Annotated in this window: 12 protein-coding genes; 10 read left to right on the plus strand and 2 right to left on the minus strand. The window is 71.3% G+C overall.

Annotated elements, in window-relative coordinates; genetic code table 11:
- Positions 1-32 precede the first annotated feature (32 nt).
- Positions 33-1,697: an ABC transporter substrate-binding protein gene (locus tag HQM25_RS05260; protein WP_172989289.1), complete on the minus strand. Its 1,665-nt coding sequence runs from the start codon at positions 1,695-1,697 to the stop codon at positions 33-35.
- A 180-nt stretch (positions 1,698-1,877) separates the two neighbouring features.
- Here HQM25_RS05260 and HQM25_RS05265 point away from each other — a divergent pair, with 180 nt between their 5' ends.
- Entirely contained in the window at positions 1,878-2,510 is a 633-nt protein-coding gene (locus tag HQM25_RS05265) for a TetR/AcrR family transcriptional regulator (protein WP_172989290.1), read from the plus strand.
- 64 nt (positions 2,511-2,574) lie between these two features.
- Here HQM25_RS05265 and serC read toward each other — a convergent pair whose 3' ends face one another.
- A complete protein-coding gene (gene serC, locus HQM25_RS05270) occupies positions 2,575-3,687 on the minus strand; it encodes a phosphoserine transaminase (RefSeq protein ID WP_172989291.1) in 1,113 nt (370 codons plus the stop codon).
- Positions 3,688-3,789: 102 nt separating this feature from the next.
- Here serC and HQM25_RS05275 point away from each other — a divergent pair, with 102 nt between their 5' ends.
- The 9 genes from HQM25_RS05275 (at position 3,790) to HQM25_RS05315 (ending at position 14,277) form a co-directional block, all read left to right on the plus strand.
- On the plus strand, positions 3,790-4,491 hold the full coding sequence (locus HQM25_RS05275; RefSeq protein WP_172989292.1) for a metal-dependent transcriptional regulator: 702 nt from the start codon (positions 3,790-3,792) through the stop codon (positions 4,489-4,491).
- A 240-nt stretch (positions 4,492-4,731) separates the two neighbouring features.
- Positions 4,732-5,622 (plus strand): M23 family metallopeptidase, encoded by an 891-nt coding sequence (locus HQM25_RS05280; protein ID WP_172989293.1) that lies wholly within the window; start codon positions 4,732-4,734, stop codon positions 5,620-5,622.
- Positions 5,623-5,978: 356 nt separating this feature from the next.
- A complete protein-coding gene (locus HQM25_RS05285; RefSeq protein WP_172989294.1) occupies positions 5,979-6,476 on the plus strand; it encodes an HNH endonuclease in 498 nt (165 codons plus the stop codon).
- A 106-nt stretch (positions 6,477-6,582) separates the two neighbouring features.
- A complete protein-coding gene (locus HQM25_RS05290) occupies positions 6,583-7,149 on the plus strand; it encodes a cysteine hydrolase family protein (protein ID WP_172989295.1) in 567 nt (188 codons plus the stop codon).
- Between the two features lie 97 nt (positions 7,150-7,246).
- Positions 7,247-7,990 (plus strand): hypothetical protein, encoded by a 744-nt coding sequence (locus tag HQM25_RS05295; RefSeq protein ID WP_254359556.1) that lies wholly within the window; start codon positions 7,247-7,249, stop codon positions 7,988-7,990.
- Positions 7,991-7,995: 5 nt separating this feature from the next.
- On the plus strand, positions 7,996-9,588 hold the full coding sequence (locus tag HQM25_RS05300; RefSeq protein WP_172991522.1) for a DNA polymerase Y family protein: 1,593 nt from the start codon (positions 7,996-7,998) through the stop codon (positions 9,586-9,588).
- A gap of 33 nt (positions 9,589-9,621) precedes the next feature.
- The gene (locus tag HQM25_RS05305) at positions 9,622-13,206 is read left to right on the plus strand and encodes an error-prone DNA polymerase (RefSeq protein ID WP_172989296.1); all 3,585 of its coding nucleotides are present in this window, start codon (positions 9,622-9,624) and stop codon (positions 13,204-13,206) included.
- Positions 13,207-13,298: 92 nt separating this feature from the next.
- The gene (locus HQM25_RS05310) at positions 13,299-13,727 is read left to right on the plus strand and encodes a VOC family protein (protein WP_172989297.1); all 429 of its coding nucleotides are present in this window, start codon (positions 13,299-13,301) and stop codon (positions 13,725-13,727) included.
- 28 nt (positions 13,728-13,755) lie between these two features.
- Positions 13,756-14,277 carry a GNAT family N-acetyltransferase gene (locus HQM25_RS05315; RefSeq protein ID WP_172989298.1) on the plus strand — a complete coding sequence of 174 codons (522 nt, stop codon included), beginning with the start codon at positions 13,756-13,758 and terminating at the stop codon, positions 14,275-14,277.
- Positions 14,278-14,376 lie beyond the last annotated feature (99 nt).

Consider the following 14,376-nt stretch of genomic DNA (forward strand, 5'->3'; position numbering starts at 1 on the left):
GGATGCCGCCGCACCACCCCGCCCGCAGCTGGTCACTCGGCGGGCTGCAGCTCGGTGAGGATCTGCACCACAGCCGGCTGGGTCGGGTCGGCGGAGGCGTAGGGGTTCTCCTCCGACGGCCAGCCGACGTAGTTGCGGGTGTTGAACTCACCCAGCAGAGGGTGGGCGCCGAGCGGGATGACGGGCACGTTCTCGACGAACGCCTTCTGCATCACCGCGAGGGCCGCTTCGCGGTCGGCTTCCGACGAGGCGTTCGCGTACGTGTTCAGCGCCTCGGTGACGGCCGGGTCGTCGAAGCGTCCGAAGTTGAACTGCGCCTTGTCGTCGACGATCCACTTGGGGTCCATCGCCGAGGTGTAGAGGCCGTAGGCGTTGCCGGTGTCTTCGAGCCAATGGATGATCGCCTGGAACGTGCCTTCCTGGCGCGCGGCATCCCAGCCGCCCCAGTCGGGCTGGTCGACCTTGACCTCGATGCCGAGGCCCTCCTTGAGCTCTTCCGCGATGAGCGCCTGCTCGGTGTTCCAGTCGCTCCAGCCGGCCGGCACCGAGATCGAGAACGTCACGGCCTCGCCGTCGGGGTCGATGAGCTTCTCGTCGTCCCAGGTGTAGCCGGCGTCGGTGAGCACCTCGCGGGCCGTCTCGACGTCGACCGAGTAGTTCTGGTCGGCGTACTCGGGCAGGATCTCGTCCTCGAGCAGGGTGCCGAGCCCGGTGACGCTCCAGACCGCCTCGCTCGCGCCCTCACGGGCGATGTCGACGTACGCCTGCCGGTCGATGGTCCAGGCCACCGCCTGGCGCAGCGCCGGGTCGTTGAAGGGTTTCGTCTGCAGGTTCATGAACAGCGTGCCCGCGCCGGCGGTGGGGGAGGCGAGGAACTTGTTGTCAGGGTCGGCCGACAGATAGCTGTCCTGGATCTGCGGGATGAAGGCCTGCGCCCAGTCGGCTTCACCGGTCGCCAGTGCCGTGGTGAGCGCCGCGTTGTCGCCGTACGACACGTAGTGCAGCTCGGGAACGGCCAGGTCTCCGCCCCAGTAGTCGGGGTTCGCCGCGAGCGTGACCGACTCGGTCGTCCACGAGTCGAGCACGTACGGGCCGGTTCCGACGGCCTGACCCTCGCCGGTGAGCGGGTCGGTGTTCGGGTCGGCGATGTCTGCCCAGACGTGCTCGGGCACGATCGGGTAGTGCAGCACGCGCGCCTGCTGGGTGTACTTCGAGCTGTTGAAGTCGATCGTCACGGTGTCGCCGTCGACCGTCACGCCCTTGAGGTCGAACGCGTTCGTGTCGTTGATCTTGCCGTCGAGCACCTGCGTGAACGAGAACGCGATGTCGTCGGCGGTGAAGTCCTCGCCGTCGCTCCACTTCACGCCGCTGCGCGCGACGGCCGTCAGCTGGGTGTAGTCGTCGTTCCACGTGACCGACTCGGCCAGCCATGGAGTGGTGCCGAGGTCGCCGGTGGGGTTCACGAGGGCGAGGGACTCGAAGATCACCTTGCCGTAGGCGTACTTCGAGGCCGAGGAGTCGCCGAGGTAGGGGTTGTTCGACTCGGTGGTGATGGCGCCGTCGGGCTTGGCGATGGTGAGCGCGGCCGTTCCGGTGGTCTCGCTGCTGCTGTCGTCTTCGCCGCTTCCGGCGGCGCACCCGGTGAGCACGAGTGCCGTGGCGATGCCCGCGGCGACGACGGATGTTCTGAGCCTCATTGCTTCTCCTTGTCTGTGGACGCACGACGGCGCCCTGCCTCGGAGAGGACGACGCTGTCGTGCAGTGATTGCGGAGTTAACTTACAACCAAGTAAGTAACTATTGCAAGCGAGGCGCTGACGGCCCCGCGGGCAGCGCCTCAGTAGACTCACAGGCGCGACGACGAAAGGGGTACCGACCATGGCAGGTCAGCGTCGTCAGGCGCGTTCGCGCCCGGAGACCATCGCTCGCCGCAAGGAGATCGTGAAGATCGCCACCGAGGTGTTCGGCGCCAAGGGCTACAACGCGGGAACGCTCGTGGACATCGCCGACCAGGCGGGCATGACGCACGCCGGCATCCTCCACCACTTCGGGTCGAAGGACCAGCTCCTCCTCGAGGTGCTGACATACCGCGACGAGACCGACGTCGAAGACCTCGAGGAGCGGCACATCCCCGGCGGGGAGGAGCTGTTCCGCCACCTCGTGCGCACCGCGATCAAGAACGCGGAGCGCGCGGGCATCGTGCAGTCCTTCGTCGTCCTCTCCGCCGAGTCGGTGACCGACGACCATCCCGCGCGCGACTTCTTCGTGTCGCGCTACGCGACGCTGCGCGGCGAGATCTCCCTCGCGTTCGCCGCGATGTGCGAGGAGCGGGGCATCGATCAGCCCGCCGTCGTCGCCGATGCCGCCGCGTCGATCCTCGCGGTGATGGACGGTCTGCAGGTGCAGTGGCTGCTCGAGCGCTCTGCGGTCGACCTCGGGCGCGCCACCGAGTTCGCCATCGAGGCCATCGTCGCCTCCGTGCTGAGCCCGCAGCCGTCTCCGTTCGCCTGAGCTCACGCGCGGGCCGACGCGTTCCCGGTCGCCGCGTGAGCCCGATGACCGGGTCGGCGAGCGTTCAGAGCCGCGCGAGCGTGTAGTCGATCGCGCCGATGAGCCGCCGCACGTCGTCGGGGTCGATCGCCACGAACGTCGCCACGCGCAGCTGGTTGCGACCGAGCTTGCGGTACGGCTCCGTGTCGACGATGCCGTTCGCACGCAGGCTCTTGGCGATCGCCGCGGCATCCACCGACTCATCGAAGTCGATCGTGACGACCACGGGGGAGCGGTCGGCGGGGTCTGCGACGAACGGGGTCGCCTGCTCCGACGCCTCCGCCCAGGTGTACAGCGCCTGCGACGACTCGGCCGTGCGCGCACCGGCCCACGCGAGCCCGCCGTTGTCGAGGATCCAGCGCACCTGCTCGTCGAGGAGGATGAGCGTGGCGACCGCCGGCGTGTTCAGGGTCTGGTTGAGACGGGAGTTGTCGACCGCGTTCTTCAGGCTGAGGAACTCGGGGATGTAGCGGCCCGACGCGGCGATCCGCTCGATCCGCTCGATCGCGGCCGGCGAGACCGCGGCGTACCAGAGGCCGCCGTCCGAGGCGAAGTTCTTCTGCGGCGCGAAGTAGTAGACGTCGGCCTCGGCCATCGAGAAGTCGATGCCGCCGGCGGCACTGGTCGCGTCGATGACGGTCAGGGCGCCATCGTCGCCGGCCACGCGCCGGATCGCGGTGGCGACGCCCGTGGAGGTCTCGTTGTGCGGCCACGCGTACACGTCGACGCGCTCGACAGGCTCGGCTGCGGCGCTCGTGCCCGGCTCGACCTTGCGCACGTCGGGTGCGGTCAGCCAGGGAGCTGCGGCCGCTGCCGCGAACTTGCCGCCGAACTCGCCGAACACGAGGTTCTGGGCGCGGTTCTCGATGAGGCCGAACGCTGCGGCATCCCAGAAGGCGGTCGACCCGCCGTTGCCGAGGATGATCTCGTAGCCCTCGGGCAGCGAGAACAGCTCGGCGAGGCCCTCGCGCGTCGAGCCGACGAGGTTCTTCACCGGCGCCTGGCGGTGCGAGGTGCCCAGCAGCGCCGCGCCGCGGGTCGCGAGGGCCTCGAGCTGCGCCGGGCGCACCTTCGAGGGGCCGCAGCCGAATCGTCCGTCGGCGGGCAGGAGGTCGTGGGGCAGCTCGACAGTGGCCATACGTCGATTCTATGGATGCCGGTCCCCGGCCGCCGCGCCGTGTGACGGGCCGTGACGGATAGGCTGTCCTTGCCTTACTCAACAGCTCGAGGACGCCCCACGATGACCGATCTGATCGACACCACCGAGATGTACCTGCGCACCATCCTCGAGCTCGAGGAGGAGAACATCATCCCGCTGCGCGCACGCATCTCGGAGCGTCTCGGGCACTCGGGCCCGACGGTGTCGCAGACGGTGGGCCGCATGGAGCGCGACGGCCTCGTCGTCGTCTCGGAGGACCGCCGGCTCGAGCTCACCGACGCCGGCCGCCAGAAGGCCGTCGACGTGATGCGCAAGCACCGGCTCGCCGAGCGGCTGCTCTCGGATGTCATCGGCCTCGATTGGGCCTATGTGCACGAAGAGGCCTGCCGCTGGGAGCACGTGATGAGCGAGCAGGTCGAGCGACGCCTCGTCGAACTGCTGGGGCACCCGACCGAGTCGCCGTACGGCAACCCGATCCCCGGGCTGGATCAGCTCGGCGACATCCCGGCGACCCAGTTCGAGCAGGGCGTGGTGGGGCTCGTGCGGCGCCTCAACGACGCCGGCGCGCCCATCTCGGGCACCGTCCGGCGCCTCGCCGAGCCCGCGCAGGTCGATCCCGAGCTGCTGCAGCAGCTCAAGGGGGCGGGCGTCGTGCCCGGCGCGACCGGTGACTACCGGTACAGCGAGGGCTACGTGCTCGTGCAGATGAACGGCGCGGGCGAGGCCCTCGAGCTGCCCGTCGAGGTCGCGTCGCACATCTTCCTCGTCGACGACCGGGTCTGACCGCTCTCCTCTCCTCCCCAGCTCGGACCGGGGGCACGCCCAGCACACTGCCAGGGCGTGAGCGTGACTTATTCGTTACCTTCGGGTAGCCTCGAAAAGTCCACAGGCGAGAAGCCCGCCGTCGGACCCCCTGCGGATTGCCTCGCCGGCTCGTCGTTCGCAAGGGGAAACCCGCACAACGTGCCCCGACATCGAGTGCCGACGAGTCAGCGCCCCGGCGCAGAGGCGCCGGAGGAACTATTGGCTGAAACGATCGAATCGAACGCGCAGAGCAACGAGGGCGACGCCCTCGGAGTCACGCGGCGTTCCCGCTCTCAGCGCGCGGTATCGAGCCGCGCCACGTCCGTCGCGACGAAGGCGCCCGCCCGCCCCCGCTCCGCTCGCAGCGCGGTCAAGCCGCTGAAGAGCCTCGCGATCCTGACCATGGTCGGCGGTCTCATCGCCACCGTGGCCCTGCCCGCCTACGGAGCTTTCCGCCCCACCGTGACGGAGGAGCCCGTCACGCTGCAGCAGGTCGCCGCCGACGACGCGCAGTCGCTCGTCGTCGGATCGGATGCGACCGGATCCGAGCTCACGCGCGACAGCTACTCGGCCACCACGCAGGCCGAGATCGACGAGAAGAAGGCGAAGGAGGCCGCTGCCGCGGCCGCCGCCGCCCGGGCGCGCGCCGCCGCTGCTGCCGCTGCCGCCGCCGCGACCTCGACCCCGGTCGACATCACCCTCGTCTCCCCGGGCAGCGGTGCGGTGCGCTGGCCCATCACCAACTTCACCAAGGGCCGCGGGCTCTGGGACTCCGGCTATCACCAGGGCGTCGACCTCCTCGCCTCGTGCGGCACGCCGCTGTACGCGGCCGCCGGGGGCGTCGTCCGCGTGTCGCAGGAGAGCTTCGGCGGCTACGGCGTCGCGGTCACCATCGACCACGTCATCAACGGCCAGCGCGTGTCGACCCTCTACGGTCACATGACCTACGGCAGCCGGATGGTGTCCTCCGGGCAGACCGTCTCGGCCGGTCAGCAGATCGGCGTCGTGGGCTCCACCGGCAGCTCCACGGCGTGCCACCTGCACTTCGAGGTCCACATCAACGACTCCGTCGTCGATCCGTGGGCGTGGCTGGTCAACAACGCCGGCTGAGCGGGCTGAGCGAAACGGCGGCCACGGATGCCGCGCACCGGCTGCGCGGCATCCGTAACCAACACGCCACCAGGCGTTTACATGCCAACGACCCTTCATGGGGTGAGTGTGGGCTAGCCTGAAACCCGACGCTGGAACGAAGCGGAGGGGAGCTGATGGGCGACACACCTCGCATCCGAACCATGGATGCGCTCGGACGACTCGTCCTTCGGCATTGCACGAGCGGATGCCGCGGCCATGCCGTGGCGCCATGGCGCTGTCAGTAGACAGCGCCTTTTTTTCATGCCTCTGCGCGGGAGTCCTGCGCCGACGTCGAATCACCGGGAAGCCGTCCCGGCCGTTCGAGAGGATGAGGAATGCGCACTCTGGTGCTCAACGCGGGCTACGAGCCCCTGGCCGTCGTGTCCTTCAAGCGAGCCCTCGTGCTCGTGATGAATGAGAAGGCCACCGTCGTCGAACACATCGTGGACGACCCGGTCTGGGGGACCAGACGCACCTACGATCGGCCGGCGGTCATCATCCTCACCCGCTATGTGCGGGTGCCCGGCGCTCGCCACATCCCGGTGACCAGACGCGGGGTGCTCCGCCGTGACGCGCACCGGTGCGCGTACTGCGCGAAGTCCGCCGCGACGATCGATCACGTGCTGCCCCGCTCCCGCGGCGGCGCCGACTCGTGGGAGAACCTCGTGGCGTGCTGCCTTCGCTGCAACAACGTGAAGGGCGACAAGACCCCGCAGGAGATGGGCTGGTCGCTGCGGATCGTTCCGCGCGCCCCGCACGGCGCCCAGTGGACCGTGCGCGGCACCGACCGCGCCGACCCGACCTGGGAGCCCTACCTCGCACTGGCGGCCTAGCGGGCTGGAGGTCTCGGGGCCGGTCTGCTCGGAGGGCGGCAGTGCGGCGATGCCGCCTGTCGGTTTCGCGAGCGCGCGGCGCCGGGGATCGTGGTCTGATGGGGGCATGACCCGTGCCCTTCTCGTCATCGACATGCAGCGCGGCTTCGACGATCTCGACTTCTGGGGTCCGACGGCCAACCTTCCGGCGTGCGAGCGCAACGTCGCGGCGCTCGTGAGCGCGTGGGAGCGTCGCGACGAGCCCATCGTGGTGGTGCGCCACGATTCCCTCTCACCGGCGTCGCCGCTGCATCCGTCCCACCCGGGCAACGCACTCGTCGATGCCGTCGCGGAGGTGGATGCCGCGCTCAGCGTGTCGAAGAACGTGAACTCCGCCTTCTACGGCACCCCCGATCTGCACGCGTGGCTGCGCGAGCGCGGGATCGAGGAGGTCGTCGTGTGCGGCATCCAGACGAACATGTGCGTGGAGACGACCGCCCGCATGGCGGGAAACCTCGGCTACGAGGTCACGGTGGCGCTCGACGCGACGCGCACCTTCGATCTGCGTGCCGAGATCCCCGGTCTGGGCGAGGTGACCCGCGCCGCGGCCGATCTCATGGCGTCGGCCGCGCTGGAGCTGCAGGCAGGTGGATTCGCGCGCATCGTGACGACGGCGGAGCTCGCGGGGGACTGAGCTCGGTCTGCGCGATCGCCCCCGACGATGTCGAAGGGTGAGCGTATCTTCGATCCCGACGGTGGAAGTACTAGAACATACGTTCTAGAATGTCGGAATGAGGGCGATCGTGCAGAGCACTGCTTCGGCGCCGAGCGCACGTGAGGAGATCGCGCGCCTGCGTGCGCAACTGGAGCGCGTTCAGGGCCGGCGCCTGGACGCGCCGGTCCTGCCGGTGCATCCCGCCCTCGCCTCTCTCCTTCCCGGCGGCGGGCTGCGGCAGGGCAGCGCCTACTCCGTCGCCGGGTCGATGTCGTTGCTGCTCGCCCTCATGGCCCAGCCGTCGCAGGCCGGCGCCTGGTGCGGTGCGGTGGGCATGCCGCAGCTGGGCGCGGAGGCCGCCGGGGCGCTCGGGGTCGACCTCTCCCGGCTGGTGCTCGTGCCCGAGCCGGGCCCGCGCTGGCTCGCGGTGACCGCCACCGTCGCCGAGGTGCTGCGGGTGGTCGCGGTGCGACCGCGCGGTCGCGCCGCCGACGGCGACGTCTCCCGGCTGGCGGCACGCCTGCGCGATCGCGGTGCCGTGCTGCTGGTCGACGGGCCGTGGCCGCAGGCGGAGGCGGTGCTCGAGATCGAGTCGTCGTCGTGGGTCGGGCTCGGTCGCGGGCGGGGCATCCTCGAGGGGCGTGAGATCGCGGTGACCTCCTCGAGCCGGCGATGGCCGCGCGCCCGTCGTGCCCGCGTGATGCTGCCTGACGCGCACGGTGAGATCGCCGTGGCGCCGGCGCTGCCCTTCCCCGAGCACGAGCCGGTGCCTGTGTCGGTGTCGGTGCCGGGGCCGACGCCGATCCGGGCGGCGGGGTGACGACGGTGCCGGCTCCCCTGCGCAGCCTGGTGCTGTGGTTCCCCGACTGGCCGGTCACCGCGCTCCTGCGGGAAGAAGGGGCGACCGCCGACGCCGCGCGGCCGGTCGCGGTGATGGAGCGCAATCTCGTGCGGGCCTGCAACGCGGCCGCGCGGGCGGAGGGGGTGCGCGGGGGTCTTCGTCGCCGTGACGCGCAGGCGCGGTGTCCGCGGCTGAGGGTGGTGACCGCCGACGATGCGCGGGATCACCGGGCCTTCGCCCCGCTGGTGGCCCGCCTCGAGGAGCACGCCCCCGGTGTGCAGGTGGTGCGTGCCGGACTGTGCGCGCTGCGGGCGCGGGGGCCGGCGCGCTACTACGGCGGTGAGCCGGAGTCGGCGCGCGTGCTGGTCGACGCGCTGCGGGCGGAGGGCGTCGCCGATGTGCGCATCGGCGTGGCCGACGGCCCGTTCACCGCCGAGCAGGCGGCGAAGGCCGCCACCGCCGCCGCGGATCCGGTCTTCGTCGTGCCGGCGGGAGCCGCCGCCGGATTCCTGGCACCCCTGTCGGTCGCCGTGCTCGACGCCTCGTCGCTCGGAGGGGGGTCGGCTACGGCATCCGACGACCTGGTCGGGCTCCTCGCCCGACTGGGCGTGCAGACCCTCGGGCAGTTCGCCGCGATGGACCTCGAGCGGGTGCGCGAGCGGTTCGGACCGCGCGGCATCCGTCTCCATGCCCTCGCCGCCGGACTCGACTCGCAGCAGGTGGCCCCGCGCACACCCCCACCCGAGCTGCATCGGGAGGTGGCCTTCGAGCCTCCCCTGGAGCTGGCCGAGCAGGTGGCGTTCGGCATGCGCATGGCCGCCGACGAGTTCGTCGCGCGGCTGGGGGCGCACGATCTCGTGTGCACCGAGCTGCGGGTGGAGATCACCGGCGACCGGGGCGAACACAGCGAACGGGTGTGGCTGCATCCCGGTTCGTTCGACGCGGCGGCCGTGGTCGACCGGGTGCGCTGGCAGCTGGCGGAGCGGCAGGAGACGCTGCGCAGCGCCGTCGCCCGGGTGCGCATCAGCCCCGAGGCCGTCGACGAGGCTGCCCACCACGCCCCGGCGATCTTCGGGGGAGGGCCCGATGAGCGCGTGCACCACGCCCTCTCCCGGGTGCAGGCGATGCTCGGCCACCGCGGGGTGCTCACCCCGGCGATCGGCGGGGGCAGGTGGCTGGCCGAGCGGCAGGTGCTCGTGCCGTGGGGGGACCGTCACGAGAAGGGGAGCGCGGGGCTGGCGTCGGAGAGGGCGCAGCCCTGGCCGGGAAGCCTTCCCGACCCGCTGCCGACCACGGTGTTCGCCCCGCCGCGGCCGGTCGAGGTCATCGCCCTCGGTGGAGGGGTGATCGACGTCGACGAGCGCGGGGCCGCCTCGGCCGCCCCGGCGGTGCTCGTGGAGGGCGGGCGTGCGCGGGCGGTGGCCGCCTGGGCAGGGCCGTGGCCCGTGGTCGAGCGGGGGTGGGATGCCGCGCGACGGCGTCGCGCCTACCGGTTCCAGATCGTCGACGACGAGGGGGCGGCCTGGCTGCTGGTGTGCGAGGGGGGCGTCTGGAGCGCGGAGGCCGCGTATGACTGAGCGGCTGCGCGCCGCGCGCGGGGCGGGGGACTGATGGGCTTCAACAACCCCTCGGTGCCGTGGTCGGAGATGGAGCGGCTGCTCAGCGACCGCCGCCGGCCCGGCGGACCGCCGGCCGGAGCAGACGGGGGCGACAGCCCGGCGTGGTCGCGCAAGCGCGGACCCTATGCAGGGCCGGCCATCGACCGCCCCGCGGAGGCGGTGCCGTACGCCGAGCTGCACGCGCACTCGTCGTTCTCGTTCCTCGACGGGGCCTCCTCACCCGAGGAGATGGCCGAAGAGGCGGAGCGGCTGGGTCTGCACGCGCTGGCCATCACCGATCACGACGGGTTCTACGGCATCGTGCGCTTCGCCGAGGCGGCCGAGGCGCTGCAGGTGAAGACGGTGTTCGGCGCCGAGCTGTCGCTGGAGCTGCCCGCACCGCAGAACGGCGAGGCCGACCCGGTCGGCTCGCACCTGCTCGTGCTCGCGCGCGGCGAAGAGGGCTATCACCGGCTGGCCAAGGCGATCACCCATGGGCAGCTGCAGGGCGCCGAGAAGGGGCGACCGGTCTACGACCTCGACGAGCTCGCCGCGCAGGGCGCCGACCACTGGGCGGTGCTGACCGGCTGCCGCAAGGGCGCCGTGCGCCAGGGCCTGGCCCGCGGCGGGGCGGCGGAAGCGGCGGTCGAACTCGACCGGCTCGTCGCCCGCTTCGGAGTGGATGCCGTGCACGTCGAGCTCATCGACCACGGCAATCCGCTCGACAGCCGCGACAACGAGATCCTCGCCGGGCTCGCCCGCGAGCGCGGGCTGCCGCTGCTGGCGACCAACAACGTGCACTACGCCGTGCCGCAGCGACAGCTGCTGGCCGCCGCGGTGGCGGCGGTGCGCGCGAACCGCGGCCTCGACGAGCTCGACGGGTGGCTGCCCGCCCACGCCGGCGCGCACCTGCGTTCGGGGGCCGAGATGGCGGAGCGGTTCGTGCGGCATCCCGACGCCGTCGCCCGCACGGTCGCGCTCGCCGACGAGCTGGCCTTCCCGCTGCGGCGCGCCAAGCCGGCGCTGCCGAAGCAGGAGGCGCCCCCGGGGCACACCCCGATGTCGTGGCTGCGGCATCTGGTGTGGGAGGCGGTGCCGCGCAAGTACCCCGATCTCACCGAGGCGGACCGGGCGCGCATCGAGAAGGAGCTCGGCGTCATCGAGATGAAGGACTTCCCGGGGTACTTCCTCATCGTGCACGGCATCGTGCAGGAGGCGCGGCGGCGCGGCATCCTGTGCCAGGGGCGGGGATCGGCGGCCAACAGCGCCATCTGCTACCTGCTCGACATCACCGCCGTCGACGCGATCGCCTACGACCTGCCGTTCGAGCGGTTCCTCTCGAGCCTGCGCGACGAGGAGCCCGACATCGACGTCGACTTCGACTCGGACCGGCGCGAGGAGATCATCCAGTGGGTGTACGCGACCTATGGCCGGGAGCGGGCCGCGCAGGTGGCGAACGTCATCCAGTACCGACCGAAGAACGCGATCCGCGACATGGCGAAGGCACTCGGCCATTCGCCCGGCCAGCAGGACGCCTGGTCGAAGCAGGTGGAGGGCTGGGGGGTCGGTCTCGAGACGCCGGCAGACCACGACATCCCGGATCAGGTGCTCTCGTTCGCGACGGCGCTGCTGAAGGCGCCGCGCCATCTCGGCATCCACTCCGGCGGCATGGTGCTCACCGACCGGCCCGTCGGCGAGGTCGTGCCCATCGAGCACGCCCGCATGGAGAACCGCACCATCATCCAGTGGGACAAGGATGACGCGGCCTGGATGGGGCTCGTCAAGTTCGACCTGCTCGGGCTCGGGATGCTGGCCGCGCTTCAGTACTGCTTCGACATGATCCGCGCCGCGACCGGGGAGGAGTGGGAGCTGTCGACGCTGCCGAAGGAGGAGAAGGCGGTCTACGACATGCTGTGCCGCGCCGATTCGATCGGTGTGTTCCAGGTCGAGTCGCGCGCGCAGATGGGGCTCTTGCCGCGCCTCCAGCCGCGCCGGTTCTACGACCTCGTGATCGAGATCGCGCTCATCCGTCCCGGCCCGATCCAAGGCGGGGCGGTGCACCCGTTCGTGCGGCGCAAGCTCGGCGACGAGGAGGTCACCTATCCGCACCCGAAGCTGAAGCCGGTGCTGGAGCGCACGCTCGGCATCCCCGTGTTCCAGGAGCAGCTCATGCAGATGGGCATGGCGGTGGGTGGGCTCAGCGGTGAGGATGCCGACCTGCTGCGCCGTGCGATGGGGTCCAAGCGCGGGGTCGAGCGCATCGAGTCCCTGCGCGAGAAGCTGTACGACGGGATGGCCGCGAACGGGCTCGTCGGGGACGACGCCGATGCGATCTACGCGAAGATCCAGGCCTTCGCGAACTTCGGATTCGCAGAGTCCCACTCGCTGTCGTTCGCGCTGCTGGTCTACGCCTCGTCGTGGATCAAGCTGCACTACCCGAGTGCCTTCCTCGCGGGACTGCTGCGCGCCCAGCCGATGGGCTTCTACTCGCCCGCGACCCTCGTCGCCGACGCCCGGAGGCACGGAGTCGAGGTGCGCCGCCCCGATCTCCACCTGTCGGGCGTGGAGGCGGTGCTCGAGCCGGCGGCCGGGGGAACCGGCACCTCCGCGACCCAGGGCGGGCCGGGTGCGGCATCCACTCGCCGAGATCAGGAGATCCGCTCGGAACAGGGCGGGCCTGGTGCGGCATCCACTCGCCGGGATCAGGTGATCCGCTCGGAACAGGACGATGGGGGGCAGGATCCTCCTGTTCTCGGCGGATCACCTGTTCCGAGCAACGGGATGCCGGACCCGACAGGCCTCGACACCTGCACGCATCGGAGGCAGCCGCCGGTGGGGGTCTTCGACCGTGACGCGCCCGATGAGTCGGCGGCGCACCGGCGCGACGGCGGGTTCGCGGTGCGACTGGGGCTCGCGGGGGTGAAGGGGATCGGCGCCAAGGTCGCCGAGCGCATCGTGGCCGCCCGCGAGGCGGAGGGGGAGTTCCGCGACCTTCGCGACCTCGTGCGGCGCACCGGGCTCGTGGCCGCGCAGCTGGAGGCGCTGGCCACGGCGGGGGCCTTCGAATGCCTGGGGCTCACCCGGCGGGAGGCGATCTGGCTCGCGGGTTCGGCGGCGCAGGACCGGGCGGAGTTCCTGCCCGACTCGCTGATGGCGGTGCAGCCGCCGCTGTTCACCGACCCGACCTCGTACGAGGTGCTCGCCGCCGATCTGTGGGCGACGGGCATCTCGACCGACGACCACCCCATGACGCACTACCGCTCCGGTCTCGACGCGCGAGGGGTGCTCACCTCGACGGGGCTGCGCGTCCACGAGACGGGCCGTCGCGTCGAGGTGGCGGGGCTCGTCACCCACCGGCAGCGACCGGCGACGGCATCCGGGGTCACGTTCCTCAACCTCGAGGACGAACACGGGGTGGTGAACGTGATCTGCTCGGTCGGGGTGTGGAACAGATACCGGCGGGTGGTCCGCGATGCGCCGGCCCTCATCGTGCGGGGCATGCTGGAGCGCTCCGTCGAGGGGGTGACGAACCTCCTCGCCGACCGGTTCGAGGACCTGCGGGTCGGCATCGACCACCGTTCGCGGGACTTCCGATGAGTGGATGCCGCGTGCTCGGACGAGACGTGCACCTGGCCGATGTCGTACGCCGTTCGTATCGTGAACGGAAGACGGCGACGAGAGGAGCCGACATGGCGACGAAGCTGGGCAACATCGTGTTCTACGCCGATGATCCGCCGGCGCTGGCGAGGTTCTGGGCAGAGGTGTTCGGCTATCCGGCGGCCGAGTGGGAAGAGCCGCTGCGCAGCGAGCTGCTGGCCTCGGGGGTGACCGAGGAGGACCTCGCCAAACGTGGACTGGTCGAAGACCCCGCGGGGGTCGGGCCGCGGTTGTTCTTCCACCACGCGTCGGGCGCGAAGGCCGGGCGCAACCGTCTCCATCTCGACATCAGCGCCACACCAGGACGTGCTCCCACGCACGAGGAGCTCGAGGCCGAGAAGGATCGCCTCGTGGCCCTCGGTGCCGAGGTGGTGCGCCTCGTCGACCAGACCTGGGGGCCGTGGCCCGAGCACTACTACCAGCTCCGCGATCCCGAGGGCAACGAGTTCTGCCTGCAATGAGGGTGCCGCATCGATGGTGGGGGGCGCCGTGGATGAGGTGACGATCCGCCGCGCGAGCAGCGCCGACGCGCGCGCCCTCGCGGTGCTCAAGCGCGCGTGGTCCGCGATTTCGTCCAGCGCCGCCGACTCCAGCGCCGCCGACTCCAGCGCCGCCGACCCGCCCGGCGCCGGGGCAGCGGGCGACGTTGCGGACGAGTTCGCAGAAGACCTCGCGGCCTGGATGCATGACCGCGCAGGCGACGTCGTGGCCGTCATCGCCGAGCGCGGCACCCGGCCGGTCGGCATGGGATGGCTCGTCGCCTTCGAGCGCGTACCCGACGTGCACGCCCGCGCGCGTCGTGTCGGCGATCTGCAGAGCGTGTTCGTCGTCGCCGAGGAGCGCGGCAGGGGCGTCGGCACCGCGATCGTGTCGGCGCTGTGCGCGGCCGCCGACGAACGCGGGATCCCTCGCCTCACGGTGAGCTCGAGCGTCCGTGCGGTCACGCTCTACGAGCGGGCGGGGTTCCAGCGGCGCGACGATGTGCTGGAGAGACGGATGCCGGGGCCGTGAGGTCTCCACGACGAGACCGCGCCGTCCTCCCGCCCCCACGCGACCACCGTCGGATTCCGCGATCCGGCGAACCTGTGAGGCGCACATCTTGGGGGCGTA

The sequence above is a fragment of the Microbacterium hominis genome (assembly GCF_013282805.1).
In the GTDB taxonomy this organism is placed as follows: domain Bacteria; phylum Actinomycetota; class Actinomycetes; order Actinomycetales; family Microbacteriaceae; genus Microbacterium; species Microbacterium hominis_B.

Excerpts from the sequence above, each read along its gene's own strand:
- HQM25_RS05305 (WP_172989296.1), top strand. The coding sequence starts at position 9,622 with ATGGGCTTCAACAACCCCTCGGTGCCGTGGTCGGAGATGGAGCGGCTG.
- serC (WP_172989291.1), bottom strand. The coding sequence starts at position 3,687 with ATGGCCACTGTCGAGCTGCCCCACGACCTCCTGCCCGCCGACGGACGA.
- HQM25_RS05310 (WP_172989297.1), top strand. The coding sequence starts at position 13,299 with ATGGCGACGAAGCTGGGCAACATCGTGTTCTACGCCGATGATCCGCCG.
- HQM25_RS05260 (WP_172989289.1), bottom strand. The coding sequence starts at position 1,697 with ATGAGGCTCAGAACATCCGTCGTCGCCGCGGGCATCGCCACGGCACTC.
- HQM25_RS05265 (WP_172989290.1), top strand. The coding sequence starts at position 1,878 with ATGGCAGGTCAGCGTCGTCAGGCGCGTTCGCGCCCGGAGACCATCGCT.
- HQM25_RS05275 (WP_172989292.1), top strand. The coding sequence starts at position 3,790 with ATGACCGATCTGATCGACACCACCGAGATGTACCTGCGCACCATCCTC.
- HQM25_RS05285 (WP_172989294.1), top strand. The coding sequence starts at position 5,979 with ATGCGCACTCTGGTGCTCAACGCGGGCTACGAGCCCCTGGCCGTCGTG.
- HQM25_RS05295 (WP_254359556.1), top strand. The coding sequence starts at position 7,247 with ATGAGGGCGATCGTGCAGAGCACTGCTTCGGCGCCGAGCGCACGTGAG.
- HQM25_RS05290 (WP_172989295.1), top strand. The coding sequence starts at position 6,583 with ATGACCCGTGCCCTTCTCGTCATCGACATGCAGCGCGGCTTCGACGAT.